At 73.6% G+C, this 26,640-nt stretch carries 28 protein-coding genes; 14 read left to right on the top strand and 14 right to left on the bottom strand.

Annotation, left to right across the window (positions count from 1 at the left end; translation table 11 throughout):
• Positions 1-22: 22 nt before the first annotated feature.
• The gene (locus tag OC439_RS30370; protein WP_369752275.1) at positions 23-97 is read right to left on the bottom strand and encodes a 50S ribosomal protein bL37; all 75 of its coding nucleotides are present in this window, start codon (positions 95-97) and stop codon (positions 23-25) included.
• Positions 98-336: 239 nt separating this feature from the next.
• Between OC439_RS30370 and OC439_RS15005 the strand changes: the two genes are divergently transcribed.
• Together OC439_RS15005 and OC439_RS15000 are read left to right on the top strand one after the other, a co-directional pair.
• The gene (locus tag OC439_RS15005; RefSeq protein WP_135241895.1) at positions 337-552 is read left to right on the top strand and encodes a biotin/lipoyl-binding carrier protein; all 216 of its coding nucleotides are present in this window, start codon (positions 337-339) and stop codon (positions 550-552) included.
• The gene (locus OC439_RS15000; protein ID WP_262013948.1) at positions 549-1,061 is read left to right on the top strand and encodes a GNAT family N-acetyltransferase; all 513 of its coding nucleotides are present in this window, start codon (positions 549-551) and stop codon (positions 1,059-1,061) included. Before OC439_RS15005 ends, OC439_RS15000 begins: the two co-directional genes overlap by 4 nt.
• A 6-nt stretch (positions 1,062-1,067) precedes the next feature.
• Here the strand turns inward: OC439_RS15000 and OC439_RS14995 are convergent, their stop codons facing one another.
• Entirely contained in the window at positions 1,068-1,643 is a 576-nt protein-coding gene (locus OC439_RS14995; protein ID WP_262013947.1) for a TetR/AcrR family transcriptional regulator, read from the bottom strand.
• A gap of 119 nt (positions 1,644-1,762) precedes the next feature.
• On the opposite strand from OC439_RS14995, the gene OC439_RS14990 reads away from it, so the two are divergent.
• The gene (locus OC439_RS14990; protein ID WP_262013946.1) at positions 1,763-3,352 is read left to right on the top strand and encodes an MDR family MFS transporter; all 1,590 of its coding nucleotides are present in this window, start codon (positions 1,763-1,765) and stop codon (positions 3,350-3,352) included.
• A 506-nt stretch (positions 3,353-3,858) separates the two neighbouring features.
• Here the strand turns inward: OC439_RS14990 and OC439_RS14985 are convergent.
• Entirely contained in the window at positions 3,859-5,460 is a 1,602-nt protein-coding gene (locus OC439_RS14985) for a tetratricopeptide repeat protein (protein WP_262013945.1), read from the bottom strand.
• A gap of 184 nt (positions 5,461-5,644) precedes the next feature.
• Here OC439_RS14985 and OC439_RS14980 point away from each other — a divergent pair, with 184 nt between their 5' ends.
• Both OC439_RS14980 and OC439_RS14975 read left to right on the top strand, forming a co-directional pair.
• On the top strand, positions 5,645-6,673 hold the full coding sequence (locus OC439_RS14980) for an SIS domain-containing protein (protein WP_194800719.1): 1,029 nt from the start codon (positions 5,645-5,647) through the stop codon (positions 6,671-6,673).
• A 25-nt stretch (positions 6,674-6,698) separates the two neighbouring features.
• Positions 6,699-8,291: a PAS domain-containing sensor histidine kinase gene (locus tag OC439_RS14975; protein WP_262013944.1), complete on the top strand. Its 1,593-nt coding sequence runs from the start codon at positions 6,699-6,701 to the stop codon at positions 8,289-8,291.
• Here OC439_RS14975 and OC439_RS14970 read toward each other — a convergent pair.
• A complete protein-coding gene (locus OC439_RS14970) occupies positions 8,266-10,116 on the bottom strand; it encodes a glycosyltransferase family 39 protein (RefSeq protein ID WP_262013943.1) in 1,851 nt (616 codons plus the stop codon). The genes OC439_RS14975 and OC439_RS14970 overlap by 26 nt on opposite strands.
• 496 nt (positions 10,117-10,612) lie before the next feature.
• Here OC439_RS14970 and OC439_RS14965 point away from each other — a divergent pair, with 496 nt between their 5' ends.
• Genes OC439_RS14965 through OC439_RS14950 form a run of 4 tightly spaced genes read left to right on the top strand, consistent with a single transcriptional unit; the run spans position 10,613 to position 13,954 of the window.
• Entirely contained in the window at positions 10,613-12,322 is a 1,710-nt protein-coding gene (locus OC439_RS14965; RefSeq protein ID WP_262013942.1) for a nitrite/sulfite reductase, read from the top strand.
• The gene (locus OC439_RS14960) at positions 12,319-12,477 is read left to right on the top strand and encodes a hypothetical protein (protein WP_262013941.1); all 159 of its coding nucleotides are present in this window, start codon (positions 12,319-12,321) and stop codon (positions 12,475-12,477) included. Before OC439_RS14965 ends, OC439_RS14960 begins: the two co-directional genes overlap by 4 nt.
• Positions 12,474-13,223, top strand: a complete 750-nt coding sequence (locus OC439_RS14955) for a phosphoadenylyl-sulfate reductase (RefSeq protein WP_013288360.1) — start codon at positions 12,474-12,476, stop codon at positions 13,221-13,223. The genes OC439_RS14960 and OC439_RS14955 overlap by 4 nt, the downstream gene beginning before the upstream one ends.
• Positions 13,205-13,954: a sirohydrochlorin chelatase gene (locus OC439_RS14950; RefSeq protein ID WP_262013940.1), complete on the top strand. Its 750-nt coding sequence runs from the start codon at positions 13,205-13,207 to the stop codon at positions 13,952-13,954. The genes OC439_RS14955 and OC439_RS14950 overlap by 19 nt, the downstream gene beginning before the upstream one ends.
• A gap of 63 nt (positions 13,955-14,017) precedes the next feature.
• On the opposite strand, the gene OC439_RS14945 is transcribed toward OC439_RS14950, so the two are convergent.
• The gene (locus OC439_RS14945; protein ID WP_013288358.1) at positions 14,018-14,275 is read right to left on the bottom strand and encodes a WhiB family transcriptional regulator; all 258 of its coding nucleotides are present in this window, start codon (positions 14,273-14,275) and stop codon (positions 14,018-14,020) included.
• A gap of 447 nt (positions 14,276-14,722) precedes the next feature.
• Positions 14,723-15,673, bottom strand: coding sequence for a diacylglycerol/lipid kinase family protein (locus tag OC439_RS14940; protein ID WP_262013939.1), 951 nt, complete (start codon positions 15,671-15,673; stop codon positions 14,723-14,725).
• Between the two features lie 43 nt (positions 15,674-15,716).
• Here OC439_RS14940 and OC439_RS14935 point away from each other — a divergent pair, with 43 nt between their 5' ends.
• Positions 15,717-16,118: a hypothetical protein gene (locus tag OC439_RS14935; protein WP_262013938.1), complete on the top strand. Its 402-nt coding sequence runs from the start codon at positions 15,717-15,719 to the stop codon at positions 16,116-16,118.
• Between the two features lie 30 nt (positions 16,119-16,148).
• Here OC439_RS14935 and OC439_RS14930 read toward each other — a convergent pair whose 3' ends face one another.
• The 3 genes from OC439_RS14930 to sodN are packed head-to-tail and all read right to left on the bottom strand — an operon-like array spanning position 16,149 to position 17,514.
• Positions 16,149-16,556, bottom strand: coding sequence for an ATP-binding protein (locus OC439_RS14930; RefSeq protein WP_262013937.1), 408 nt, complete (start codon positions 16,554-16,556; stop codon positions 16,149-16,151).
• A 32-nt stretch (positions 16,557-16,588) separates the two neighbouring features.
• Positions 16,589-17,113 carry a GNAT family N-acetyltransferase gene (locus OC439_RS14925; protein ID WP_262013936.1) on the bottom strand — a complete coding sequence of 175 codons (525 nt, stop codon included), beginning with the start codon at positions 17,111-17,113 and terminating at the stop codon, positions 16,589-16,591.
• A complete protein-coding gene (gene sodN / locus OC439_RS14920) occupies positions 17,110-17,514 on the bottom strand; it encodes a superoxide dismutase, Ni (protein WP_135241884.1) in 405 nt (134 codons plus the stop codon). The genes OC439_RS14925 and sodN overlap by 4 nt, the downstream gene beginning before the upstream one ends.
• 78 nt (positions 17,515-17,592) lie before the next feature.
• Here sodN and OC439_RS14915 point away from each other — a divergent pair, with 78 nt between their 5' ends.
• From OC439_RS14915 to OC439_RS14905, 3 genes are all read left to right on the top strand, one after another.
• Positions 17,593-17,931, top strand: a complete 339-nt coding sequence (locus tag OC439_RS14915; RefSeq protein ID WP_262013935.1) for a S24 family peptidase — start codon at positions 17,593-17,595, stop codon at positions 17,929-17,931.
• 157 nt (positions 17,932-18,088) lie between these two features.
• Entirely contained in the window at positions 18,089-19,264 is a 1,176-nt protein-coding gene (locus tag OC439_RS14910; protein ID WP_262013934.1) for an NADP-dependent malic enzyme, read from the top strand.
• Positions 19,265-19,349: 85 nt separating this feature from the next.
• The gene (locus tag OC439_RS14905) at positions 19,350-20,303 is read left to right on the top strand and encodes a zinc-binding dehydrogenase (RefSeq protein WP_262013933.1); all 954 of its coding nucleotides are present in this window, start codon (positions 19,350-19,352) and stop codon (positions 20,301-20,303) included.
• A gap of 4 nt (positions 20,304-20,307) precedes the next feature.
• Here OC439_RS14905 and OC439_RS14900 read toward each other — a convergent pair whose 3' ends face one another.
• The 3 genes from OC439_RS14900 to OC439_RS14890 all read right to left on the bottom strand — a co-directional run bounded on the left by OC439_RS14900 (position 20,308) and on the right by OC439_RS14890 (position 22,987).
• Positions 20,308-21,273: an alpha/beta hydrolase family protein gene (locus OC439_RS14900; RefSeq protein WP_262013932.1), complete on the bottom strand. Its 966-nt coding sequence runs from the start codon at positions 21,271-21,273 to the stop codon at positions 20,308-20,310.
• A gap of 40 nt (positions 21,274-21,313) precedes the next feature.
• Positions 21,314-21,847, bottom strand: a complete 534-nt coding sequence (locus OC439_RS14895) for a nucleotidyltransferase domain-containing protein (protein WP_262013931.1) — start codon at positions 21,845-21,847, stop codon at positions 21,314-21,316.
• A gap of 141 nt (positions 21,848-21,988) precedes the next feature.
• The gene (locus OC439_RS14890) at positions 21,989-22,987 is read right to left on the bottom strand and encodes an alpha/beta hydrolase family protein (protein ID WP_262013930.1); all 999 of its coding nucleotides are present in this window, start codon (positions 22,985-22,987) and stop codon (positions 21,989-21,991) included.
• A gap of 181 nt (positions 22,988-23,168) precedes the next feature.
• On the opposite strand from OC439_RS14890, the gene OC439_RS14885 reads away from it, so the two are divergent.
• Positions 23,169-23,342, top strand: a complete 174-nt coding sequence (locus tag OC439_RS14885; protein WP_262013929.1) for a hypothetical protein — start codon at positions 23,169-23,171, stop codon at positions 23,340-23,342.
• 89 nt (positions 23,343-23,431) lie between these two features.
• On the opposite strand, the gene OC439_RS14880 is transcribed toward OC439_RS14885, so the two are convergent.
• Both OC439_RS14880 and pta read right to left on the bottom strand, forming a co-directional pair.
• A complete protein-coding gene (locus OC439_RS14880) occupies positions 23,432-24,544 on the bottom strand; it encodes an acetate/propionate family kinase (protein WP_262013928.1) in 1,113 nt (370 codons plus the stop codon).
• The gene (gene pta, locus OC439_RS14875; protein WP_262013927.1) at positions 24,541-26,616 is read right to left on the bottom strand and encodes a phosphate acetyltransferase; all 2,076 of its coding nucleotides are present in this window, start codon (positions 26,614-26,616) and stop codon (positions 24,541-24,543) included. Before pta ends, OC439_RS14880 begins: the two co-directional genes overlap by 4 nt.
• Positions 26,617-26,640: the final 24 nt, after the last annotated feature.

The following is a 26,640-nucleotide window of genomic DNA, read 5'->3' as shown; positions in this document are numbered from 1 at the left end:
ACTGCGCCGCCTGATCGGATGATCAGGAGTTGGGGCGCTTGCCGTGGTTGGCGCTGCTCTTCTTACGGGCCTTCTTCTTGCGGGCCTTCTTCGCCATGCTCTGCCTCCTTGTGCTGGTCACGGTTCCGTCCGCGGCGGGGCGCGGCGGAAGGTCGCGGTGTGGCCCACCGGGCTCGCCGGTGGCCGACCCGCACGATGCTAGTGCCGTCACCGCCCGCCGGGGCGCGGCGGGGCGGATCGCGGCCCGGTGGTGCGCGGCCCGGCGTGACCGGCGTCATGATTGGATACCGTTCGCAGGATTGTCGGGGAGCTGTCGGGGAGAGGGAGGGCCGCGAGATGGCCGAGGAGATCCGCGCCGAGATGGTGGCGAACGTCTGGAAGGTCGTCGTGGCGGCCGGCGACACGGTGTCCGAGGGCGACACCCTCGTCATCCTGGAGTCGATGAAGATGGAGATCCCGGTGGTCGCCGAGTCCGACGGCGTGGTGCAGAAGCTCGCCGTCAACGAGGGCGACGTGGTGCAGGACGGCGACCTGATCGCGGAGATCGGTTGACCGGCCTGCGGGTGCGCCGCGCCGAGCCGGCGGACTTCCCCGTCGTGGCCCGGCTGACCGTCGCCGCGTACGAGGCGGACGGCCAGCTCAAGGACGAGAGCGGGTACGCGCCGGTGCTCGCCGACGTGGCCGGCCGCGCCGAGACCGGCGAGGTGCTGGTGGCCGTCGACGACGTCACCGGCCAGGTGCTCGGCGCGGTGACGTTCGTGCTGCCCGGCACCCCGTACGCCGAACTGGCCGGCCCGGGCGAGGCCGAGTTCCGGATGCTCGCCGTGGATCCGGCCGCGCAGGGCCGGGGCGCGGGCGCCGCGCTCGCGGCCGCGTGCGTGGCGCGCGCCACGGAGCTGGGCTGCACCGCCGTGGTGATCTGTGTCCGCGCCGGGATGGCGGCGAGCGCACACCGCCTCTACGAGCGGCTCGGTTTCGTCAGGTACCCGGAGAAGGACTGGACGCCGCTGCCCGGCATCGACCTGCGCGGCCTGCGGCTGGACCTGACCGCGGCGGGCTGAACCGGCTCAGCCCTGGCCGGTCTCGCCGATCTTGGCGAGCAGCTCGTCGGCCACCTGGAGCGCGATCCGCTTGCGCTCGTCGTCGGTGATGCCCGGCACGCGTACCGCGAACCAGCTGCTGTGCACGGCGAACAGCGTGAGCGCGGCGCGGAGCTGGGCGGCGGGTGAGTCGTCGCCGCGGCACAGCTCGTGCGCCAGCCGCATCATCCGGTCCCGCATCTGCTGGCCGGCGACCAGGCTCTTGAGCACCGTCTGGTTCTGCTCGAAGAAGCGCATCACCTGGGGCAGGTCGCCGGCGAACATGCTGTCGGCGTATTTGCCGATCAGGGCGCGCCGGGTCGCCAGCGTGGGCGGCTGGCCGGCGGCCCAGGCGATCAGCTCGTCCATCCGGCGCAGCCGGTCGTCGACCAGGCTGGTGACGATCTCGTCCTTGCTCTTGAAGTGGTAGTAGAGCGCCGCCTTGGTCACGCCGAGCCGCTCGGCGATCTCCCGCAGAGACGTCTTCTCGTAGCCCTGTTCGGTGAAGAGTTCCAAGGCGACGGCCTGGATCCGCTCCCGCGTGCCACCTGTGGTCTCCCTCACCGGCCGACATCCTTCCAATCCGCTTGACGTGCGCCCGCCATCAGCTTACCGTCCGGCTAGTAAGCAAACTAGCCGGGCGGCAAGTAAGTCGATCATCCGATCTGCGGGGGAGCCTACCGATGAGTCAACCAGCCCAGGTGACCACGAGACCCAATGTCCGGGTCGTCCTGTTCGGTCTGATGATCGCGATGATGCTCGCGATGCTCGACAACATGATCGTCAGCACCGCGCTGCCGCGGATCGTCTTCGAGTTCGGCGGCGCCGACCACTTCACCTGGGTGGTCACCGCGTACGTGCTGGGCACCACCGTCTCCACGCCGATCTGGGGCAAGCTCGGCGACCTGTACGGCCGCAAGACGGTCTTCCTCACCGCTGTGGTGGTGTTCCTGGTCGGCTCCGCGCTCTGCGGCATGTCCGGCTCCGGCGTCTTCGGCGGCGCCGACACCGGCATGACCGAGCTGATCGCGTTCCGCGCCGTCCAGGGCCTCGGCGCGGGCGGCCTGATGGTCGGCGTCATGGCGATCATCGGTGACCTGGTCCCGCCCCGCGAGCGGGGCCGCTACCAGGGCATGATCGCCGGCATCATGGCCATCGCCATGGTCGCCGGCCCGCTGGTCGGCGGTTTCATCACCGACAACCTCTCCTGGCGCTGGGCGTTCTACGTCAACCTGCCGCTGGGCGGCGCGGCGCTGCTGGTCCTTGCCACCACCATGCACCTGCCGAAGTACCGCACCGAACACAAGATCGACTGGCTGGGCGCGGCGCTGCTGTCCGTCGGCATCACCGCGATCGTGCTGGTGACCACGTGGGGCGGCAACGAGTACGACTGGATCTCGCCGCAGATCCTCGGCCTCGCCGTGCTGGCGGCGCTCGCGCTCGGCGCGTTCGCGGTGGTGGAGCGGCGTGTGCCGGAGCCGATCCTGCCGCTGAGCCTGTTCGCCAACCGCAACTTCGCGCTGATCTCGGTGATCGGGTTCCTGCTCGGCTTCGCCATGTTCGGCGCGATGAACTTCCTGCCGCTCTACCAGCAGACCGTGCAGGGGGCGTCGGCCACGAACAGCGGCCTGCTGCTGCTCCCGCTGATGTTCGGCATGCTCGTGGTGTCGCTGGTGGTCGGCCGGACCATCACCAAGACCGGCCGCTACCGCGTCTTCCCGATCGTCGGCGGCGTGGTCATGGTCGCCGGGATGGGCCTGCTCAGCCTGCTGGACGTGGACACCGGCAAGACGCAGTCCTCGCTCTACATGATCGTGCTCGGCGTCGGCATGGGTTTCCTCATGCAGACCTCGATGCTGATCGCGCAGAACAGCGTGGAACAGAAGGACCTCGGCGCGGCCAGCGGCGCGGCCACCTTCTTCCGGTCCATCGGCGGCTCGTTCGGCGTCTCCCTCTTCGGCGCGATCTTCGCCAACCGCCTGGCCGACTCGGCCGCCGGTGCCGCGTTCGCGGGCTCGGGCGGCGAGGGCGGCGCGATGGACCTGGAGGCGCTCAAGAAGCTCACCGGCCCGATGCGCGAGGCGGTGCTCGGCGGCCTGTCCGACGCCATCTCGCACGTCTTCTTCTGGGCCGTCGTCTTCACGGTGGCCGTACCGGTGCTCGCCTGGTTCATCAAGGAGGTGCCGCTGCGCGCGACGAACGACGTACCGCCGGCCGGCACCACCCCGGAGGACGAGGCCGAGGCCGCGCTCGGCAAGGCCCCCGTCGCCTGACGCATCGTCGCGGCCCCGCCGCCCCCGAGTGGGTACGCGGGGCCGCCGCGTACCCACTCCAGTGAGGCGCCGCGGTGCCCCGGTGCCCGGTGCTTCCGCCCGCTGCCCGCCAGTTCGGGGAGGTGGCGGGGTCCGGGGCGAGTTGATCGCGCCACTTCCCCGAGCTGGCGGGGCACCCGGTCCTGGGGGCCGGTGCGCGCTGGCCCTGGGCCCGTGGTCGGCGCGGGGCGGCCGCCACTTCGGGGTGGTGGCGGGGTCGAAGGCGAGTTGATCGCGCCACTTCGGCGAGGTGGCGGTCTACGGGTGCCTGGTGCAATAAGGCCCGATTCCGGGAACCGGTGCGCGGGGTGGGGTGGGTCGTGCTTGCCGATCGCTGCCGCCAGTTCGGGGAGGTGGCGGGGTCGGAGGGGAGTTGATCGCGCCACCTCGGCGAAGTGGCGGCGCTCGGCTGGGTGGTGTGGGCCGGGGAGCGGGCAGGAAATGGGGCCCCGGGACGGTCCCGGCGCTCAGCCGCTGCGGAACAGGGCGGTGAGGCGTCGCCAGAGACGCCGGAGCGGACCGCCCTCGGCGCCGGCGATCAGCCGTTCGGCGGTGGCGCGTGCCGCCGGGTCGAGGGCGGGGGTGGCCCGCGCCAGGTACGCCAGCGAAACCGCCACCGGGGTACGCCGGATCGGCCCGGCGGCCACCTCGGCGATCCGCCCGGACACCAGCGCGGCCACGTCGGCGCGGGTGTCCGGATGCACCCAGGCGGCGGTGACCAGGGCGAACAGTGCCGCCTCGGCGGCCGGTCCGGGATCGCCGGCGGCCAGTTCCCCCAGCACCCGACGCCGGGTCGACCACTCCCACGGCTCGTCGGTGCGGTGGTGCAGCAGGCCGAGGCAGGCCCAGACCTGCGCGCAGCGCGTCCACAGTGCCGGATCCTGCCCGCCGAGCACCCGGCCCAGCGCTGTCGCCGGCGCCTCCGGCGGGTGTGCCAGCAGGGCGAGCAGGTCGGCGAGGTCCAGTGTGGCCAGCCCGACCGCGGCGTCGTACGCGGCCGGCGGATGCGCCCACGCCGGGTGCGCGAGCTGCTGGAGCCGCCGTACCGCCGCCGCCGAGGGAGCGGGACCGTCCGGGGCCGGGGTGTCGTCGCCCGCCGGGGTCACCTGCCCGAGCCAGGGGCGGCCCCGGCAGCACTCGGCGAGGTCACCGTGCTCGTGCGTGTCGTCCGGGTGGTCGCGGACGAAGTCGGCGAGCGCCACCAGGTGGTCCACGTCGCCGTCGCGCAGGTAGCGCAGCCGGTGCGCGGTGTGTACCGCGCAGTCGAACGCGGGGTCCTTCGCCAGTGCCCTGTCGATCCAGCCCAGTGCCGCGTCGAGGCGGCCGTTGTCGGCCAGCGTGCCGGCGATGTCCGCGTAGACGGCGAGGTCGTCGGGGTCGAGCGCGACAGCGCGTTCCAGTGCGGCGAGCGCCTCGGCGGTCCGGCCGGCGCTGCGGTACGCGTACCCGAGCCACACCTCGCCGAGTTTGGTGGGCTGTGCGCGTACCCCCCGGGTGGCCCAGGTGACGGCGAGGGTGACCTCGCCGAGGCGCCGGGCCAGCGCGGACGCCGCGCCCAGCAGCAGCGGATGGGCCGGATGGACGGTGATCGCGTTGCGGGCCAGCGTGAGGTACGGCGCGAGCGGCTCGCGCAGCCGGCGCGGCGCGGGGTCCGGCGCTGCCGCGCAGACCTGCATGAGGATCCGGGCGGTGCGCTCGGGGTCGAGGCGTTCCGGCAGGTCGGAGGCGGTCACCCAGGGCACGGCGGCCCAGGGCGCGGTGGGCGCGTAGCCGGTGGCGGCGGCCAGCAGGTCGAGCCCTTCGGCGGGGCGGCCGGCGGCGGCGAGCAGGTGCGCGCGGGCCACCACGGCGCCGACGAACGCCTGCTGACCGAGCGGGAAGAGGTCCAGGTCGCCACCGCTGGCCGCGTTCAGCCGGGCGAGCGTCTCGTGCGCCTCGGGCAGCGTGGGGGAGCGGACCAGCGCGGCGGCCACGTGGTCGGCGGCGTGCCGCAGGTCCCCCTCGCCCAGCGCCAGCCGGGCCAGTGCGAGTTCCTCCTCCGCGGAGAGCGCGGCGTCGTCCTCGGGCACGTCGTCCTCTCGCCGGTCGGGTCGGTCAGCCGGGCAAGCCTAGGGGATCTTCCGTCGATTAGTGATCCACTGCGCACTCCTGTTCGTTGCGTTGATTGAGGCTGCTCAAACGTGCAAGACTGAGCATCGAACGCGCGGGAAACGCGCAGAAGGAGGTTCTGGAGTGACGCTTCCAGGGGCCGGTATGGCCGCCGACATCGACGAGCAGCCCGCCGGTTACGAGCGTCTGCTCTCCACCGAGCACGCGGCGGCCATCGCCGAGGTGGCGGCCGTCGTCGCGCAACGGCGCCCCCGGCACGTCGTCTTCACCGCCCGGGGCACCTCCGACCACGCCGCGCTCTACGCGGCCTACCTGACCGAGATCCGCCTCGGCCTGCCCGCCGGGCTGGCCTCCCCGAGCGCGATCACCGTCTTCGGCGCCCGGCCCGACCTCTCCGACGCGCTCGTCGTCGGCGTCAGCCAGAGCGGCGGCTCGCCCGACCTCGCCGAGGTGCTGCGGGTCGCCCGCGCCTCCGGCGCGCTCACCCTCGCCGTCACCAACAACCCCGGCTCGCCGCTGGTGGAGACCGCCGAGCTGAGCGTCGACATCGCCGCCGGCCACGAACGCGCGGTCGCCGCCACCAAGACCTACACCGCCGAGCTGCTCGCGCTGCTCATGCTGATCGAGGGCGTACGCGCCGGCGACGGCGTGCTGCCCGCCGAGGAGCACGCCGCCCTGAGCCGCCTGCCCGAGCTGGCCGCGCAGACGCTCGCCGACGACACCCCGGCCCGGCTCGCCCCGCGCTACCGGTTCGCCGCCCAGCTCGTCACCACCGGCCGGGGGTACGCGTACCCGACCGCCCGGGAGGCGGCGCTGAAGCTGATGGAGACCTCGTACCTCCCGGCGCTCGCCTTCTCCGGCGCCGACCTGCTGCACGGCCCGCTCGCCATGACCGACCCGGACGTCCCGGTGCTCGCCGTGGTCGGCTCGGGTCCCGGCGGCACGTCGATGCGTGAGGTGCTGCCCCGCCTCGGCGAACGTCGCGCCGACGTGGTCGTGGTCGGCTCCGCCGAGGTCGGCGAGACCCGGATGGCGGTGCCCGAGGTCGACGAGCGGTACGCGCCGCTGCTCGACATCCTGCCGCTGCAACGGCTCGCGCTGGCCCTGGCGCTGGCCCGGGGCGAGGACCCGGACGCGCCGCGCGGCTTGAAGAAGGTCACGGCGACGATGTGAGGTCAGGCGTGGCACGCTGTGTGGCGTGTCCACCCTCCGTGACCTCGCCGAGGAGCACACCGCGCTCCGCCCGGCCGACATCGACCACCTGCACCGGATCGCCGGCGACTGGCAGCTGCTGTCCGACCTGTCCTTCGCCGACCTGCTGCTCTGGGTGCCGGTGGACGGTGACGGCACGTTCCTCTGCGTGGCCCAGGTCCGTCCCACCACCGCACCGACCGCCTACCTGGACGACCAGGTCGGGCGCATCGTCGGCGGGGCCGAGGTGGCCCACCTGGAGGTGGCCCACCGGCAGGGACGGATCTGGCGCGAGGGCGACCCGGTCTGGTACGGCGACGTCCCGGCCCGCCACGAGGCGATCCCGGTCCGGCTGCGCACCGGCGACGGTGAAGCCGGCGAGGTGATCGCCGTGGTGGGCCGGGACACCAACCTGTCCACCGCGCGCACCCCGAGCCAACTCGAACTGAACTACCTGACCACCGCCGACGACCTCGCCCAGATGATCGCCGACGGCACGTTCCCGCCGCCCCGGCACCCCGGCGAGACCACCTCGGCACCCCGGGTCGGCGACGGTCTGGTGCGGCTCGACGCCAACGGCAAGGTCACCTACGCCAGCCCGAACGCGCAGTCCGCGTACCGCCGCCTCGGCTACGCCTCCCACCTCGTCGGGGAGGACCTGGCCAAGCTGCACCGCCGGCTCGCCGGCGACCCCCTCGAAGGCACCGACGCGGGCAACGCCGTGCTCGCCGCGCTGCGCGGCGAGGCGCCGCCCCGCCGGGAGATCGACGCCCGCGGCGCCACCATGCTCACCCGGGCGCTGCCGCTGATGCCCGCCGGAGTGCCGATCGGCGCGCTGGTGCTGGTCCGCGACATCACCGAGGTACGCCGCCGCGACCGCGCCCTGATCACCAAGGACGCCACCATCCGGGAGATCCACCACCGGGTGAAGAACAACCTCCAGACCGTCGCCGCGCTGCTGCGCCTCCAGGCCCGGCGGGTCGCCATGCCCGAGGCGCGGGTGGCGCTGGAAGAATCGGTACGCCGGGTCGCCTCGATCGCGCTCGTCCACGAGACGCTCTCCCTGTCCAGCGACGAGGCGGTCGAGTTCGACGGCATCGTGGACCGGGTCGCCAGCGCCGCCACCGAGGTCGCCGCCACCGAGGTGAGCGTGGGCATGCGCCGCCGCGGCACGTTCGGCATCCTGCCCGCCGAGATCGCCACCTCGCTGGTGATGGTGCTCAACGAACTGCTGCTCAACGCCGTGGAACACGGCTTCCCGCCGGCCGACGAGGAGACCGCTGCCCCCTCGCCCGCGGAAGCCCCCCGGCCCGAGGCCGAGGTCACCGCGCCCCGGCCCGAGGTGGTGGTCACCGCGCACCGGGCCCGCAAGCAGTTGCACGTCACAGTCACCGACAACGGCCGGGGACTGCCCGAGCAGTTCGACGCCGAGCGCGGCGGCAACCTGGGCCTCCAGATCGTCCGGGCGCTGGTCACCGGCGAGCTGCGCGGCACCATCGAGCTGCGCAACGGCGCCGACGGCGGCACCGAGGCGGCCATCGTCGTACCGCTGGCCCGCGGTACCACCGACCGCCTCACCGGACGAGCAGGGCCACCGTGATCCCCGGCCGCGGCCACACCCGCCGAACCGTGTAGCCCGCGCGCAGCGCGTCGCCCTTCGCACCAGGCACCGCCGCCAGCGGGTCGGCGCGGCGGCCGGTGACCACCAGCCACACCCGGTCCACCCCGGCCAGGCACCGCGCCGGGTCGTCGCACTCCACGGCCCAGAGGCTCGCGTCCTGACGCTGGTCGCGGACCACGAGCACGTCGCGTGGCAGCCTCGGCCCCAGGTGGTACGCCATGCCGAGATCCGGGAACAGCCAGCCGTCCCGGGGCGAGTAGACGATCGCGTCGCCCGGTCGCTGCTCGGCGCGGATGATCCCGGCCGCGCCCGCGTAGTCGACCGGTGCGCTGCGCGGCCACTCATGGGTACGGCGCAGCGCCGCCTGATCGGGCAGCCCGAGCAGCCCGGCCAGGACCACCACCGCGATTCCCGCCGCGACCCGTCCGCGCGGCGACGTCGGTCCTTGCTCTGCTTCCGCGGGCGCGGCAGCGCGGCCGGCCGCGGCGGGTGTCGCCGTGCGCTCCGGTTCGGCGGGCGTTGCTGTGCCCGGCGTTCGGGTCGGTGCGGGAGTGACCCGCGCGGTGGCCAGCGCGGCGCCGGCCAGTACGCAGGCGAACGGCACGGTGAAGACGAGGTAGCGGGTCACCCACAGCGGCACCATCGTGCCGGCGGCGAAGACCAGCAGCACCGGCAGCAGTACGGCGGCGACCGGCAGCAGCGCCCGGCGACCCAGCCGGGCCGTGCCGAGCGCCGCGAGCGCGAGCACGAACCCGCCGACGACGCCGCTCTGCGCCAGCGCGCCCGGTAGTGCCGCCAGGTCGGGCAGGCGCGCCGGGTCCACCCAGTCGAGCTGTCGACCGCGCTGTCCCCGAGCGACGAGTGCCAGTGGGGTGACGAGCACGACGACCGGCAGCAGCGCCAGCAGCCACCCGGCCAGCGCCTCCCGAGCCTCGCCGGTCACGTTCTGCGGTTCCGCTTCCGGTGCGTCCGTGCCATGCTCCCTGCTCCCGGGATGCGGTGACACCCGTGGCGTTCCACCGGCGTTCGACCTCGTGGCTGGGTGGAACGCCGTGGGTGTCTGCGGGGCGCCGTGACACCCGTGGTGTTCCACTCGCGTTCGATCTCGTGGCTGGGTGGAACGCCACAGGTGTCTGCGGCGTGGCCGGCTCGCGTCGGGCATCTGGGCTCGGGACTGGCCGGGCGGATCGACGACCCCCGCGGGGCCATGTGCGGCGACCAGCAGCACCACCACCGCGTGCGCGGCGAGCAGCGTGAGCGCGAGCAGGTGGAGCAGCCCGAGCGCGGCGACCGCGGCGGCGTACCCGGCCCAGCGCCACCGCCCCGGGCGGCGCAGCGCCTCGACCAGCAGCAGCGTGGCCAGCACGGCGAGCAGCGTCGCGAGGGCGTACGGGCGGGCCTCCTGGCCGTACCGCGAGGTGACCGGCAGCACCGCGAACAGCAGTCCGGCCAGCAGCCCGGCGCGACGGCCGACGAGCACCGCGCCGAGGCGGGCGGTTAACCCGGCGGCCACCGCCATCGCGAGCGCCGACGGCAGCCGCAACGCCGTCGGCGACGTACCGGCCAGCGCGGTCCAGCCGTGCATGAGGAGGTAGTACGGGCCGGTGGCGGCGTCGATCGTGCGGGTCATCCGGGCCAGGTCGGGGAGCGGGCGGGTGGCGGCGCTCCAGGTGGCCAGCTCGTCCCGCCACGGCTGGGCGTGCCCGATGCCCGCCAGCGTCACCACGAGCGTGAGCAGGCCCGGCGTCACCCACACCGCCCAGCCGGGAAGGGCGCGAACAGACGCGGGCGCGAACCTCCTCACCCCCGCAGCGTCACACGCCGGTCGCCGTCACCCCGCCCGCTCCACCAATTCCCACCCACCCGGCCCCACCCTCTCCCACCCCGGGCGCGGGCCCGACCCGGTCGATCATGAAGTTGACGGCACTCACCGTCCCTTTTGTCCCCGCCAACCTCATGATCAACAGAGTGGGTGGGTGGGCGGGGGTGGATGGGGGTCGATCTCGGGTGGTGGGCCCGTGATGTGGGATCACAGTGCGGAGCTGTGGTCGTGCGGGGCGTGGTGTGGCAGCATGAGGCACATGACCGCCGCTGTCGTCCGCCGCTTCGTGGCTCGTCGCCACGTCGATTACGGCCGCGTGCGCAGCGCGATCTGTCCGGCCCACTGACGACGCCCGACCTTTCCGTCTCGGGCGCGTACTCGCGCCGGCCGTCATCGACATCGCCGTCCACGGCCCTCTTCAGGGCCGGCCGCCGCGTCCGCGCTCCAGGCACCGCAGCAGACCATGGAGGACGCCGCGATGGCGGTCAGCAGCACCCCGACCCGTCCCGACACCCCGGCGCCTGCCGCCCGTGCGCCCCGCCGGCCACGCGGCGAGGGGCAGTGGGCGCTCGGACACCGTGAGCCGCTCAACCCCAACGAGCGGATCAAGAAGGACGACGACCCGCTGAACGTGCGGGACCGGATCGAGAACATCTACGCCCACCGCGGTTTCGCCTCGATCGACCCGCAGGACCTGCGCGGCCGGTTCCGCTGGTGGGGCCTCTACACCCAGCGCAAGGCCGGCATCGACGGCGGGCGTACCGCCGTGCTGGAGCCGCACGAGCTGGAGGACGAGTTCTTCATGCTCCGGGTCCGGGTGGACGGCGGCCAGCTCAACCTGGCCCAGCTCCGGGTGATCGCGGACATCTCCCGCGAGTTCGCCCGGGACACCGCCGACATCACCGACCGGCAGAACATCCAGTACCACTGGATCCGGGTCGAGGACATGCCGGAGATCTGGCGCCGGCTGGAGGCAGTCGGCCTGCAGACCACCGAGGCGTGCGGCGACTGCCCCCGGATCGTGCTCGGCAGCCCGGTCGCCGGGGTGGCCCGCGACGAGGTGCTCGACCCGACGCCGGCGATCGACGAGATCGTCCGCCGGTACGTCGGCGACAAGGCGTACTCCAACCTGCCCCGCAAGTTCAAGACCTCGATCTCCTGGCTGGTCGACACGCCGTACGAGGCGAACGACATCGCGTTCCTCGGCGTGGAGCACCCGGAGCACGGGCCCGGGTTCGACGTGTGGGTCGGCGGCGGGCTCTCCACCAACCCGATGCTCGCCAAGCGGCTCGGTGTCTGGGTGCCGCTGAACGAGGTGCCGGACGTGTGGGCCGGTGTGGTCGGTATCTTCCGCGACTACGGCTACCGCCGGCTGCGCAACCGGGCCCGGCTGAAGTTCCTGGTCGCCGACTGGGGCGTGGAGCGCTTCCGGGAGGTGCTGGAGAAGGAGTACCTGGGCCGCACGCTGCTCGACGGTCCGGCCGCCGACCTGCCGGCGAAGCCGGTCGACCACATCGGCGTGCACCGGCAGAGCGACGGCGCGAACTACGTGGGCGCGGCCCCGGTGGTGGGCCGGGTGTCCGGCACCCAGCTGGCGCAGCTCGCCGACGTGGTCGAGGCGCACGGCAGCGACCGGGTGCGGCTCACCCCGTACCAGAAGCTGCTCGTGCTGGACGTGGCGCCGGAGCGGACCGAGGAGCTGGTCACGGCGCTGCGCGGGATCGGCCTGGAGGCCCGGCCGTCGGCCTGGCGGCGCGGCACGATGGCCTGCACCGGCATCGAGTTCTGCAAGCTCGCCATCGTCGAGACCAAGCGGCGCGGCGAGGAACTGGTCGCGCGCCTGGAGGAGCGGCTGCGCGACTTCGACGCGGACATCTCCATCCACCTCAACGGCTGCCCGAACGCCTGCGCCCGCACCCAGGTCGCCGACATCGGGCTCAAGGGCCAGCTCGTGGTGGGCCCGGACGGCCGGCAGGTCGAAGGCTTCCAGGTGCACCTCGGCGGCGGCCTCGGCATGGCGCAGGGGCAGACCGCCGGCTTCGGCCGCAAGCTGCGCGGTCTGAAGACCACCGCCGAGGAGCTTCCGGAGTACGTGGAACGGCTCGCCCGCCGCTACCTGGCCGGCCGGACCGAGGGTGAGACGTTCGCCAACTGGGTGATCAGAGCCGACGAGGAGGAGCTCCGATGAGCGACGCCAGATCTGCGCCTCTCTACTGCCCGTACTGCGGGGAGGAGGACCTGCGACCGCACGAGGCCGGGCACGGCGCCTGGGAGTGCCACGCCTGCGCGCGGGTCTTCGCGGTGAGGTTCACCGGCCTGCTGGGCCGGGCGGTGACCCGGTGAGCGGCCTCGTCTCGGCCGCCGGCCTCGGCCTGATCGGCGCGGCCGAGCCGACGCGCCGCGACCCGGAGGAGCTGCGGGCGCTGGCCGAGGAGGCCGGCCGGGAGCTGGCCGACGCCCCGGCGATCGAGATCGCCCGGTGGGCGGTGGAGACGTTCGGCGAGCGGTTCTGCGTGACCAGCTCGATGGCCGACGGCGTGGTGGCGCACCTGGTCTCCCGGGTCGCGCCCGGCGTCGACGTGGTGTTCCTGGACACCGGGCTGCACTTCCCGGAGACGCTGCGGGTCCGCGACGAGGTGGCCCGGCGGATGCCGGTACGCGTGCGCTCGATCCGGCCGCGGATGACTGTGGGGCAGCAGGACGGCCAGTACGGTCCGCGCCTGTTCAACAGGTCCCCGGACGACTGCTGCCAGCTGCGCAAGGTGGAGCCGCTGGAGCGGGCGCTGTCCGGGTACGACGCCTGGGCCGCCGGGCTGCGCCGGGACGAGTCGCCGACCCGGGCGAACACGCCGGTGGTGGGCTTCGACGCGCGGCGCGGCAAGGTCAAGGTGAACCCGATCGCGGCGTGGACGCAGCGGGAGGTGGACGCCTACGTGGCCCGGTACGACATCCCGGTCAACGAGCTGTTCGCCCGCGGCTACGGCTCGATCGGCTGCTGGCCGTGCACCCGGCGGACGAAGGCGGGGGAGGACCCGCGCGCCGGGCGCTGGGCGATGTTCGAGAAGACCGAGTGCGGCCTGCACACCTGAGCGCCGGGCCGCCGGTGGTGCTGGTGGCCCACGGCAGCCGTGACCCGCGCGCGGCGGAGGCGACCCGGGCGCTGGCCCGGGTCGTGGCGGACACCTGCCCCGGTCGTCCGGTGCTGCCGAGCTGGCTCGACCACACCGATCCCGGGCCGGCCGAGGTGCTGCGCGGGCTGGCCGCCGCCGGTCACTCCCGGGCGGTCCTGGTGCCGCTGCTGCTGACCGCCGCGTACCACCGGAAGGTGGACATCCCGGCGGCGGTCGCGGCGGCCGGCGCGGACATCGAGGTACGGGTGACGGACGTGCTGGGGCCGACCGGCGGCGGGGTGGACGGCGGGCTGCTGGACGGGCTGCGCCGCCGTCTGGCGGAGGCGACCGGTGACGGGCCGGACGGGCTGGACGCGGTGGTGCTGGCGGCGGCCGGTACCCGGGATCCGGCGGCGCGGGCCTCGGTGGGCCGGGTCGCCGCGGCGTTCGGCGCCGGGCTCGGAGTGCCCTGCCGCGTCTCGTACGCCTCGGCGGCGCCCCCGGAGGTCGGCGGCGCGGTGACGCGACTGCGCGCGGCGGGCGCCCGCCGGGTCGCGGTGGCCGCCTACTTCCTGGCGCCGGGCCGGTTCCACGACGGGGTACGCGCGTCGGCCCGTTCCGCGGGCGCGGTGGCGGTGGCGGATCCCCTGACCGACCTGCCGGAGCTGGCCGACCTGGTCCGGCGGCGGGTGGCGGCGGTGGCGGGCTGACCCGGTCCGGGACAGCAGAACGCCCCGGCCGGAAGCCCGGCCGGGGCGATCAGCGTGTACGGGTCAGGCGGAGTGAGCGCGCAGCACCCGGAGGCCGCCGCGGCGCTTCACCGCGCGACGCTCCTCTTCGCTCATCCCACCCCAGACGCCGGCGTCCTGACCGGACTCCAGCGCCCACTGCAGGCACTGGTCGGTCACGGGGCAGCGCCGGCAGACGGCCTTCGCCTGCTCCACCTGAAGGAGGGCGGGGCCGGACGTCCCGATCGGGAAGAACAGCTCCGGGTCCTCGTCGCGGCAGACCGAATCGTGGCGCCAGTCCATGGCGGCAACACTCCTCATTCTTAGTGGGTGGCCAGATAACGCTTCGTTGCTATTTCTATATGCGTCCGCATTGCCGAATGGTGACGGTCAGCATCCATCAATTCGGCGCAGCGTGAGCAGGCTGTGGGGTGCCCGGACCTGCTGGAACAGCTCAACCGAACGAGCATATCCAGGCAATGTCCCGGCAACACGAGTTCGCTTGTGAATACTTTCACGAACTACAGCGATGTCAAGGGTGGCGCTCGGAAAAACTCCGAACAGTGAGCGGGCTCACCACCCATTTGTCCGAGTTTGCCAGAGCCCTGGTTACCCGGCGTGCCACAGTCGATAATCAATGTAGTACGGTCTGCGTGACGTTGCTGACATTTCCGGCACCCTTCCTCGGCGTGGCGGCCACCGCGCCCGCGCGGCGGGGGGTCCGCGTCAACCGACTGGGATACCCGAGACCTAGCAGATTACTCTCAGTGCGGCCGGTACGGATGTGAATCGGACTTTCTCCCGCTCGCCGAGGTAGTCCCCGTCCACCTGGAACGGCAACGGGCGCTCCGAGACCAGCGTGAACTCCGCCACGTCGTGCAGCCGCAGCACCTGCTTGCCGTGTGGATCCGGTCGCTTCGAGAAGAACTGCACCGCCGTACGGGCGGTGCTGGCGACCCGCAGCCGCCGCAACGCGAGCACGTCGAGCCCCAGGTCGAACGACGCCTCCGGGTTCGGGTTGATCTCCCGGTCGCCCAGGTACGTCCACGGGGCGGTGTTCTGGATGATCGCGGTGGCCAGCTCCGTCGCGGGCGCCTCACCCGGGCGCTCCAGCGTGATCGACGGGTGACGGCGGTCCGAGCCGACGAAGTACTGACCCGCGGTGGAGCGGAAGTAGAGCGCCGGGGTGGAGACGCGCCCCTTCTTGCGGGCCTGCTCCACCCGGCGGATGACCGCCGCGTCCAGCCCGAAGCCGGCGCAGAACGTGAAGTAGCGGTCGTCGGCCCGGCCCAGCCCGATCGTGCGGGACCGGCCCAGCCGCAGCCCCTCCAGGATCATGCTGGTGCCGTCCGGCCACTCCCGGGGCAGCCCGAGTGCGCGGGCGAAGACGTTCGTCGAACCGCCCGGCACGGTGGCCAGCGCGGGCAACCGCTCGGCCGAGGTCTGTCCGGTACGGAACGTCGGCGGCTCCGCCGCCATCAGGCCGTTCACCACCTCGTTGACGGTGCCGTCGCCGCCGAGCGTGACGACCAGGTCGACGCCCTCCTGGGCGGCCTCCCGGGCCAGGTCCATGGCGTGGCCCCGCCGGCGGGTGTACCGCACCGACAGGTCGACTTCACTGCGCAACGCCCGGACCAGCACGTCCCGGCTGCGCTCGCTGGTGGTGGTGGCCTTCGGATTGACCACCAGGACGGCCCGCATGGGCGGCACTGTACCGCGACTACCCACCGGTATCGTGGCGCCCGTGACGATCGACTCCGACCCGCTCCCCGGCACGCTGCGCGCCGCGGTGCTCCTGCTACGTGCCGAGGCGGTGGCGCTGGGGCTGATCGCGGTGTGGCTCATCTGGTCCGACCTCACCGCCGACACGACGGATCTGACCTCGGCGCTGCTGGTGACCGTCTTCGCGGTCGGCGGCGCGGTGGCGCTCTGGGCGCTCGGCGGCGCGCTGTCCCGCCGCCGCGCCGGTGCCCGCGCGCCGGCCATCGTGCTTCAGCTCATGCTGCTGCCGGTCGGCTGGTTCATGATCGAGGGCGGCATGGGCTGGCTCGGGGTGCCGCTGATCGCGCTCGGGATCGGCATGGTCGGGCTGCTGGTGAGCGGTCCGACCAACCGCGCGCTGGGTTTCGGCGAGCCGGCCGCCTGAGCGCCGCCGGGGCCGTGGCCCCCGCGACGGTCAGTAGATGCCGGCGCGGCGGGTCAGCAGCGAGATGGTGGCCCGGCCGCCGGACGCGTGGGCGTTCGCCCCGGTGGTCAGCGCGGTCAGCACCTTCCAGGCGAACGACGACTCGGACGGCAGCGTGGCGCCCCGGACCGTCGGCACCGTCACCTCGACGGTGAGGGCGTCGTCGGTGACCGCGAAGCGGCACTCCAGCTCGGCGTCGCGGGTGGCGATGGCGAGCAGCATGGCGCACGCCTCGTCGACGGCGATGCGCAGATCCTCGATCTCGTCGAGGGCGAACTGGAGCCGGGCCGCGAGGCCGGCCGTGGCGGTGCGGAGCACGCCGAGGTAACCACCGTCGGCGGGCACGGTGAGGTGGACGACGTCGTCATCAGTCGTCGGGTGCCCGGTCAGTTGAGTCACGGCTCCTCCCCCCGGTGCGGGACTCTACCCGGTCAGCGGGCGGGGCGCGTGGGCGCGGCGGTCGCGTGCGTGGCTAGCTCGTGCAACGCCGGCCCGGCCAGGCGGTACGGCGTCCACTCGTCCATCGGCGTGGCGCCGATCGCGGCGTAGAAGCGGGCCGCCGGGTTCCAGTGGATCATCCACCACTCCAGGCGCTGGTAGCCGCGCTCGACGCAGATCGAGGCCAGCGTGGCGAGCAGCATCCGGCCCGCGCCGGTGCCCCGGGCGTCCGGGCGGACGTAGAGGTCCTCCAGGTAGATGCCGTGCACGCCGGCCCAGGTGGAGAAGTTGAGGAACCAGAGCGCGAAGCCGATCGGCCGGTCCGAGGCGTCGACGGCGACGTGGCCGTACAGCGCCGGGGACGGGCCGAACAGCGCCGCGTCGAGCTGTGCCGTGGTGAGGTGGCACTGCTCGGGCGCGCGCTCGTACTCGGCGAGTTCGTGCACCATGGCGACGACGGCCGGTACGTCCTCGGGACGTACCGGCCGGATCGTCGGAGTGCCGTCGGGCGACGTCACGCCTGCTTGGTCTCCCAGAAGATCTTCGAGATCTCGTCGATCTTCGCCAGCAGCTCGTCGGCCTTGGCCGGGTCGGTGCCGCCCTTGGCGCCGGCCGCGCCGGCCAGCTTGGTGGCCTCGTTGAACAGCTGGTGCAGGTGCGGGTACTTCTCGAAGTGCTGCGGCTTGAAGTAGTCGGTCCAGAGCACCCACAGGTGGTGCTTGACCAGCTCCGCCCGCTGCTCCTTGATCAGGATGGCGCGGGTGCGGAACTCCGGGTCGGTGTTGGCCTGGTACTTCTCGCAGATCATTTTGACCGACTCGGCCTCGATCCGGGCCTGGGCCGGGTCGTATACGCCGCAGGGCAGGTCGCAGTGAGCGCTGGCCGTCACCCGGGGCGTGAGGATGCGGGGAAGGCGCATCAGGGTCCTCCATGGGTTGTTTGCGATGATCCAAGACGACATTACTCCTGGAGACGCCTTCCGGGGCTGGGAGGTGACATGGCGCCCACCGGGGAACCTCCGGCCCTGCGCGGCCCGCTGGTGCCGGTGCTGGTGACCGGCCCGTCCATGGCCCCGACGCTGCGTCACGGCGACGCGGTGCTGGTCCGCACGAAAGGCCGGGCGGTACGCCCCGGTGACGTGGTCGTCGCGGTGTTCCGCAGCCGTCCCGACCTGCTCGTCGTGAAGCGGGCTGTGGAACCGCGCGACGGCGGATGGTGGTTGCGCGGCGACAACGAGTTCGTCGCCGACGACTCCCGGGCGTACGGGGTGGCCGACGTCCGCGGCCGGGTGGTGGCACGCTGGTGGCCGCGTCCGGGACGGGTCAGGGGCGGGTGACGACCGGAGCGGATATGACCCCGCTCACATACTGGGTGCCGAAGCGTGACTATGCTCGAAAAGTGCCCGGGTGACCCCCGCACCGCCGCGCCGCCGGTCGCTGACCACCGCTGACCACGCCGGCCGGTCCGTCTGCTCGACAGATCCTGGAGTCACCATGTCTTCGTCCACCCCGGACCCCGCCGATCCCGTCTTCCGCCTGCACGTCGGCGGCAAGATGGCAGTCGCCTCCACCGTGCCGCTGACCAGCCGCGAGGACCTCTCCCTCGCGTACACCCCGGGGGTTGCCCGGGTGTGTGAGGCGATCGCCGCCGACCCCGCGCTCGCCGACACCTACACCTGGGTGTCGCACACCGTCGCGGTGGTCACCGACGGGTCCGCCGTACTCGGTCTGGGCAACATCGGCCCGCGCGCCGCGCTGCCCGTGATGGAGGGCAAGGCGGTGCTGTTCAAGCAGTTCGCAGGCGTGGACGCGGTGCCGGTCTGCCTGGACACCCAGGACGTGGACGAGATCGTGGCCACGGTCAAGGCGCTCGCGCCCTCGTTCGGCGGGATCAACCTGGAGGACATCAGCGCCCCGCGCTGCTTCGAGGTGGAGCGCCGGCTCGACGAGGCGCTGGACATCCCGGTCTTCCACGACGACCAGCACGGCACCGCGATCGTGGTGCTCGCCGCGCTGCGCAACGCCGCGACGCTGCTCAACCGCAAGCTCGGCGACCTGCGGGTGGCGGTCAGCGGTGCGGGCGCGGCCGGGGTGGCGGTCACCAAGATGCTGATCGCCGGCGGCGTCGACCCGGACCGGGTGGTGGTGTGCGACTCGCGCGGCATCATCGGCCGGCACCGCGAGCTGACCGGCACCAAGGCCGAGCTGGCCGAGCTCACCAACGCCGAGGGCCGGCAGGGCGGCATCACCGAGGCGCTGCGCGACGCGGACGTGCTCGTGGGCGTCTCCGGCGGCCAGATCCCGGAGGCGGCGGTGGCCGGCATGGCCCCCGGCGGCATCGTGTTCGCGCTGGCCAACCCCACCCCGGAGGTGCATCCCGAGGTGGCCGCCCGGCACGTGGCGGTGGTCGCCACCGGGCGCAGCGACTACCCGAACCAGATCAACAACGTGCTCGCGTTCCCCGGTGTGTTCCGGGGCGCGCTGGACGCCGGGGCCACCCGGATCACCGACTCGATGAAGGTGGCCGCCGCCGACGCCATCGCCGGCGTGGTCGCCGAGTCGCTCACCGCCGACGCGATCGTGCCCTCGCCGCTGGACCCGCGCGTCGCCCCGGCGGTGGCCGAGGCGGTCGCCGAGGCCGCCCGCCGCGACGGCGTCGCCCGCCGCTGAGATGTAAGGAAGGGGCCCTTCCCAACGCCTCCGGTAGAGGACGGGCCCCTTCTTAACTCCTGCTCAGCTTGTTACCGTGCCGATCATGCGTGCTGCCTATGCCTCGGCCTTCGACGCCGACAACCCGCTCGCCGCGCTCGCCGTCGGCGACCGTCCCGAGCCGACCGCCCCACAGGACGACTGGGTCACCGTGCAGGTCCGGGCCAGCTCGCTCAACCACCACGACCTCTGGTCGCTGCGCGGTGTGGGCCTCACCGCCGGCCAGCTCCCGATGATCCTCGGCTGCGACGCGGTCGGCACCGACCCGGACGGCAACGAGGTGGTCATCTACCCGGTCGTGCCCACTCCAGGTGACCCGCGCGGGGTCTCCATCCTCTCCGAGCACTACCAGGGCACGTTCGCCGATCGTGTCGCCGTACCCCGGATGAACCTGCTGCCGCTGCCCGACGGCCTGTCGGCGACCGACGCGGCGTGCCTGCCCACGGCCTGGCTCACCGCGTGGCGGATGCTGACCACCAAGGGCCGGGTCGCCGACGGCGAGTCGGTGCTGGTCCAGGGCGCCGGCGGTGGCGTGGCCACCGCGGCCGTCGCACTCGGCGTCGCACTCGGCAAGCGGGTGTACGCGACCAGCCGCGACGCCGGCAAGCGGGAGCGGATCGCCGAGCTGGGCGCGACCGCGCTGGAACCCGGCGCGCGGCTGCCGGAACGGGTCGACGTGGTGATCGAGACGGTCGGCGCGGCCACCTTCGACCACTCGCTGAAGTCGGCCGCCCCGACGGCCCGGATCGTGGTCTCGGGCGCCACCTCCGGGCACGAGCCGAAGATCAACCTGCGCCGGGTCTTCGCCATGCAGCTGGAGATCCTCGGCACGTCGATGGGCACCCCGGACGAGCTGACCGAGCTGCTCGCGTTCTGCGCCGAGCACGAGGTGCGCCCGGTGGTCGACCGGGTGGTGCCGTTCAGCCGGATCGAGGAGGCGTTCGCCCGGCTGCACTCCGGTGACGTCTTCGGCAAGGTGGTCGTCGACCACACCTCCTGACGTCTCAGAGCCGGTCGTCCAGGGTGGCCAGGCCGCCCCGGGCGGCGTCGGCGGGGAGGCGCTTCTTCGCCGCCGGATCGCCGTAGAGCGTCCAGCGGAGGAACTCGACTGTGGTGTCGGCGACCACGCCCAGCGCCTTGCCGTCGCCGAGCAGCGCCCGGCCGTGGTCGCCCTTGGGCAGGCTGAGCATCGCCTTCGGCCACGGCACCGCGTCGTACACGGCCTTGCCCGCCGCGTACGACACCACCTCGTCGGCCTCGCCGTGCACGAACAGCTGCGGCGCGGCGGCGCCGGCGAACGCGGTACCCACACCGAGCGCGGTGCCGGCGAAGACGATTCCCGCGTCCAGCCGCTCGTCCCGGCCCGCGGTGAACAGCCCGATAGTGGTCACGCCACCGGCGCTGTGCCCGGTCGCGGCCACCCGCTCCGGGTCCAGCCGGCCGCGCAGCGGATCGCCGGCCTTCTCACCGAGCGCGAGCACCCGGGTCAGCACGTACGACACGTCGGCCGGCTGGTTGAGCACGTCCAGCGGGTTGCCGTCGGTGCCCCGGGAGGTGTGCGGGAAACGCGGCGCGGCGACCACGAACCCGGCCGCCGCCCAGCGGGTCAGCAGCGCCTGGTAGTCCTCCGGCCGGGCACTGAGCCCGTGGCTGAACAGCACCACCGGGAACCGCCCGTCCGCCGCCGGGGCGGACCGCTCGACCCCGCCACCGGCCGCGCCGGCCGCCGGGTACCAGAGCGTCACCGGCAACGGCCGGTCGCCGTCGCGGTTCAGCTTCACCTGGCGTACGCCGACAGCGAAGCTCTCCGCAGGCGCCTTGCCGGCCGGTACGCGCGGAGTCGGCGCGGCACTTGTCGGTGGAGCGTCGGGAGCGGGCTGCCCGGCCGGAGCGGTGGGCTGCTGCGAGCAGCCGGCGAGGGCGGCGCCGAGCACGGCGGCGGTGAGCAGGGCGACGGGACGACGGCGCATGAACTCGATTGTGCCTCGCGATCGCGGCGGACAGGCCCGGTCAGTGCTCCGGGTGACCACCGGCTGACGCCCGGAGACGGGCCAGGTCGGCGGCGTCCTTGGGCCGGCGCGGGCGCTCCGGCATCCAGACCGGGAACATCTCCTTGAACTCGATCTGCGCGGCCACGCTGATCACCGGCGCCGTGAGCGCGCCGATCCGGCCGGGCGGCCCGGCCAGCATCCCCTCCGGCAGGATGGTGCCCACCCACGGTCCGGCGCCGACGACCACCCGGCCCTCCGCGTCCCGGTCGAGGTACGCGAAGCTCAGCTCGACGTCGTCGCGCAGCAGGTCGAGCTGCGTCGCGGCGGGCATCCGGGGATCGGGGCGCCAGCCGAGCGCGCCGAGCCGGTCGGCCAGCGTCGCGGCGTCGCGCCGCCAGCAGTACCAGTCGACGTCGACGTGCGGCCGGGTCACCTCGCCGAGGTGGAAGTCCATCGCCCAGCCGCCACGCAGCCACACGTCGATCCCGCATGCGCCGGCCACATCGACGACCTCCCGGATCGCCCCCAGCTGCCGCCCCTCCAGCCTGCCCACCCCGGCACCCTACCCACCCCACTCCGCCCCAGGGGAGCGTCGATCATGAAGTTGACGGCGACAAACCGGACAGCGAACGCCGTCAACTTCATGATCGACGAGACAAAGGGGGCGGGGGCGGGGCGGGGCGGGGGGGGGGCGTCAGGTGGGGAGGGCTCGGGTGGTGAAGGTGGTGGTGGCCGGCGCGGTCGCGTCGGTGGGGAGGCGGTGCAGGGCGGCGCGGTCGGCGTAGAGCGTCCAGCGCAGGAAGTCGGTGGTGGTGTCGAGCACCTGGGGGAAGCCGGGCCGCCCCGGTGTCAGGTATTCGCCGTGGCCCTGACCGGTGAGGCTCAGGAAGGCGGCCGGCCCGAGACAGCGGGCGTACGCGGCCCGGCCGATCGACTCCGGCACGATCCGGTCGGCGCTCCCGTGCACGAACAGCATCGGCGCGAGCGGCCGGGAGGGGCCGGCGACCATGCGGCCACCGGCGATCACGATTCCGGCCCGCAGCGGGGACGACTGCCCGGAGGCGAACATGCCGAGCGTGGTGTGCCCGCCGGCCGAGTGCCCGGCGGCGGCGAACCGGTCCACCGCCAGGTGCGCCCCGAGCGGATCGCCGGGGCGGGCGCCCAGCCGGACCAGGTGACGGATCAGCCGCCAGGCATCGGCGGGCTGGTTGCGGACGTCCTCCCGGGTGAACGCGCGGGCGCGCTGGTTCGTCCGCGGGTAGGTGGGCGCGACCACCACGAACCCGGCGGCGGCCCAGCGGCTGGTCAGCGCCGCGTGCAACGCGGGCAGGCTGCGCAGTCCGTGGCTGTAGAGGACCACCGGGAACCGTCCGGCGGCGAACGGCGCTCCCGGCCGGACGCGCGGTCCGCGCGCCGGACCGGGGCTCGCCGGTACGGCCCGGGGGGAGCCGGAGGGAGTGGCGGAAGCAGACGTGGGCGGGCCGGGCGAAGACGGGGTGGCCGGGTACCAGACGGTGACCGGCAGTGGGCGCCTGCCGTCCGGGTCGAGCGTGAACTGCCGCATCCCCACCGCGTACGAGCGTTCCGGCGCGGGCCCGACGCCTGCCGGGACCGGGTCGGACGTGGCCACGGCCGGGCCGCAACCGGCCAGCAGCGCCGTCATCAGCGCGGCGACCAGCCGCTGCCCCCTCACACCTGCACGGTAGGCAGCCGAGCGGTCGGTCCGCGCCCGCCGTCCGGGCCGGTCGGGGTCGCCACCCGGGCGGCTACCGCCTCCACCGGGTGGCCGGGTTTGCCCGATCCCGCCGACCGGATCCGCAGGTGGCGGCCCGGCGGGGCGGACCGGTCGGGTGGGCTTCGCTAGGGTCAGCCGCATGGCTGAGAACTACACCGACCCGAGTGGCAACACCGCGCAGTTCCGCGCATTCGTCGATTCTCCCGAGCCGGCCGCGTCGGCGTCGGCGCCGTCCCGCCTGCCGCTGATCGCCGGTGTGGCCGTCGCCGCCGTCGTGGTGGTCGCCCTGATCGCCTGGATCGCCTTGGGCTGACCGGGCTGACCGGGCTGACCGGGTTGACCCCGGCCCGCCCGGCGCGTCCGACCCGCCCGGTCCGCGCGGGGAGGCCGGGGCGCACGCGGTCAGACGCCCAGCACCTCGCGGGTCTCGCGGGCGATCTCCCGCTCCTCGTCGGTGCCGACCACCAGCACCGCCACCTCCGCGCCGTCGGGGGAGACGACCCGGTCGCCGTGGCCTTCGTTGCGCGCCGGGTCGACCGTGACGCCCAGCCGCTCCAACCCGGCTAGCGACGCCGCCCGCACCGGAGCGGCGTGCTCGCCGACCCCGGCGGTGAACGCGATCGCGTCGACCCGGCCGAGCAGCGCGTAGTACGCGCCGACGTAGCCGGTGATCCGCCGGCAGTAGACGTCGAACGCCAGCGTCGCGTCCGGGTCACCGGCGTCGCGGCGGGCCAGCACCTCGCGCATGTCGTTGACGCCGGTCAGCCCGAGCAGGCCGCTGCGGTGGTTGAGCAGGTCGTCGATGTCGTCCACGACCATGCCGCCCTCGCGGCGCAGGTGGAAGATGACTGTCGGGTCGAGGTCGCCGCTGCGGGTGCCCATCACCAGGCCCTCCAGCGGGGACATGCCCATCGAGGTGGCCACGCTGCGCCCACCCTGGACGGCACACGCGCTCGCGCCGTTGCCCAGATGCAGGGTGATGGTGTTGAGCTGGTCGTACGGACGGTCGAGCAGGTCGGCGACGCGCCGCGAGACGTACGCGTGCGAGGTGCCGTGGAAGCCGTACCGGCGGACGCCGTACCGCTCGGCGGTGGCCTTGTCGATCGCGTACGTGGCGGCGGCCTCGGGCAGCGTGTGGTGGAACGCGGTGTCGAAGACGGCCACCTGCGGGACGTCCGGCAGCGCCTCCCGGGCCACCCGGATGCCGGCCAGGTTGGCCGGGTTGTGCAGCGGCGCCAGCGGCACCAGGTCCTCGATCGCGGTGACGACAGCGTCGTCGATGCGTACCGGCGCGCTGAACTTCCGCCCGCCGTGCACCACCCGGTGGCCGACGCCGGACAGCCCCGTCAGGTCGAGCCGGCCGATGATCTCCCGGACGGCGCTCTCGTGGTCGGCCGGCCCGCCGCCGGGTTCGCCGATCCGCTCGACGGTGCCCTTGTCCAGGACTACGTCGCCGTCGTACAGCCGGTACTTGACCGACGAGGACCCGCTGTTGAGGACCAGGATGCGGCTCATTCCGACGCCTCCGCGGCGGCCTGGATGGCGGTGATCGCCACCGTGTTGACGATGTCCGGCACGGTTGCGCCGCGGGACAGGTCGTTTACCGGCCGCCGCATGCCCTGCATGACCGGCCCGACCGCCACCGCTCCGGCGGACCGCTGCACCGCCTTGTACGTGTTGTTGCCGGTGTTGAGGTCCGGGAAGATGAACACCGTGGCCCGCCCGGCGACCGGGCTGTCCGGCAGCTTGGTGGCCGCCACCTGCGGGTCGATCGCCGCGTCGTACTGGATCGGGCCCTCGACGAGCAGGTCGGGCCGCCGTTCCCGGACCAGCTTGGTGGCCGCCGCGACCTTCTCCACGTCGGCGCCGGCGCCGGAGCTGCCGGTGGAGTACGACAGCATCGCCACCCGCGGCTCGATGCCGAACCGGGCCGCCGTGTCGGCCGACGAGATGGCGATGTCGGCGAGCTGGTCGGCGTCCGGGTCGGGGTTGACGGCGCAGTCGCCGTACACCAGCACCCGGTCGGCGAGCAGCATGAAGAAGACGCTGGACGCGACGGAGACGCCCGGCACGGTCCGGATGATCTCGAAGGCCGGGCGGATGGTGGCGGCTGTGGTGTGGGTGGCGCCGGAGACCATGCCGTCGGCGTGGCCGGTCTGCACCATCATCGTGCCGAAGTAGTTGGGCTGCGCCACGATGTCGTGCGCCAGTTCCACGGTGACGCCGCGGTGGGCGCGCAACTGCGCGTACGCCTGCGCGAACTCGTCCCGCCACGGGCTGGTCGCCGGGTCGACCACCTGGGCGTCACCGACGTCCACGCCCAGCTCCCGGGTGCGGCGGGCGATCTCGTCCGGGCGGCCGAGCAGGGTGATCTCGGCGACGCCCCGGCGCAGCAGCACCTCGGTCGCGCGCAGGATCCGCTCGTCGGCACCCTCGGGCAGCACCAGCCGGCGGCGCCGGGCGCGGGCCCTGTCGATCAGGTCGTTCTCGAACATCAGCGGGGTCACCCGCGCGGACCGGCTGACCCGCAGCCGGCGGGCCAGGTCGTCGGTGTCCACGCAGCGTTCGAACGCGCCGAGCGCTGCTTCGACCTTGCGCGGGTTGGCGGTGCTGGGGCGTCCCTCGATCCGGCTGGACGCGGAGACCGTGTCGTAGCTGTCGCTCGGCACCGACAGCACCGGGAGCCCGGTGTTCATCCGCTCGACCAGGCGCATGGCCCGCGGGTCGGGCTGCTCGCCGAGCGTGAGCACCAGCCCGGCCAGCGACACCTGCCCGGCCACGTGCGCGGCGCCGGCGGCGACCAGCAAATCCGCCCGGTCGCCCGGGGTGATCACCAGCGCCCCGTCGGTGAGGTGGTCCAGCAGCGTCGGCACGTGCGCCGCGCCGACCACGTAGTCGAGCACGTCGCGGTCGAGCGCGGTCTCGTCGCCGGTGAGCACGGTGCCGCGCAGCGCCGCGGCCACCTCGGCCACCGTCGGCGCCGACACGGTCGGCACCTCCGGGATCGCGTACGCGGGCACCGGCAGCTCGGGCAGCGTCATCGGCTCCGGTACGCGGTTGGCCAGCGCCGCGATCACCGTCGCGCCGAGGTCGACCAGATCGTGGTACGCGCCACGCAGCGCCGCCGCGATCGTGTCGGACGTCTGCCCGAACCCGTCCACGACGGGCACCACGACGCTGCCGAACTCGGTCGCCAGCCGGGCGTTGAAGGCCAGCTCACGGGGGCCGGTGCCGTCGCCGTAGGCGAAGTCGCTGCCGACCACCACTATCGCCGGGCAGCGCCGTTCCACCTCGCGGTAGCGGGTGACGATCCGGGAGATCAGCTCCTCCCGGCGGCCGTCCGCGACGAGCGCGCTCGCCTCGGCGTACGTGGCGCCGTACAGCTCGTCGACCGGCAGTTCCATCCGGTAGCGCTCGGTGAGCAGGGCGAGGATCGGGTCGGCGCCGTCACCGGCGACGAGCGGCCGGAACGCGCCTATCCGTTCCACCTGGCGGGACAACAGCTCGGCCAGCCCGAGCGCCACTGTCGATTTTCCCCCGCCCGAACCAACGCCGGTCAGGTACACGCTGCGCGCCACGGCACCCAACCTACAAGATCGAGGTCAGTGTTG

Source organism: Micromonospora sp. Mcm103, assembly GCF_024519755.1.
GTDB lineage: Bacteria > Actinomycetota > Actinomycetes > Mycobacteriales > Micromonosporaceae > Micromonospora > Micromonospora aurantiaca.
This window is presented reverse-complemented; position numbering and strand designations above follow the sequence as displayed.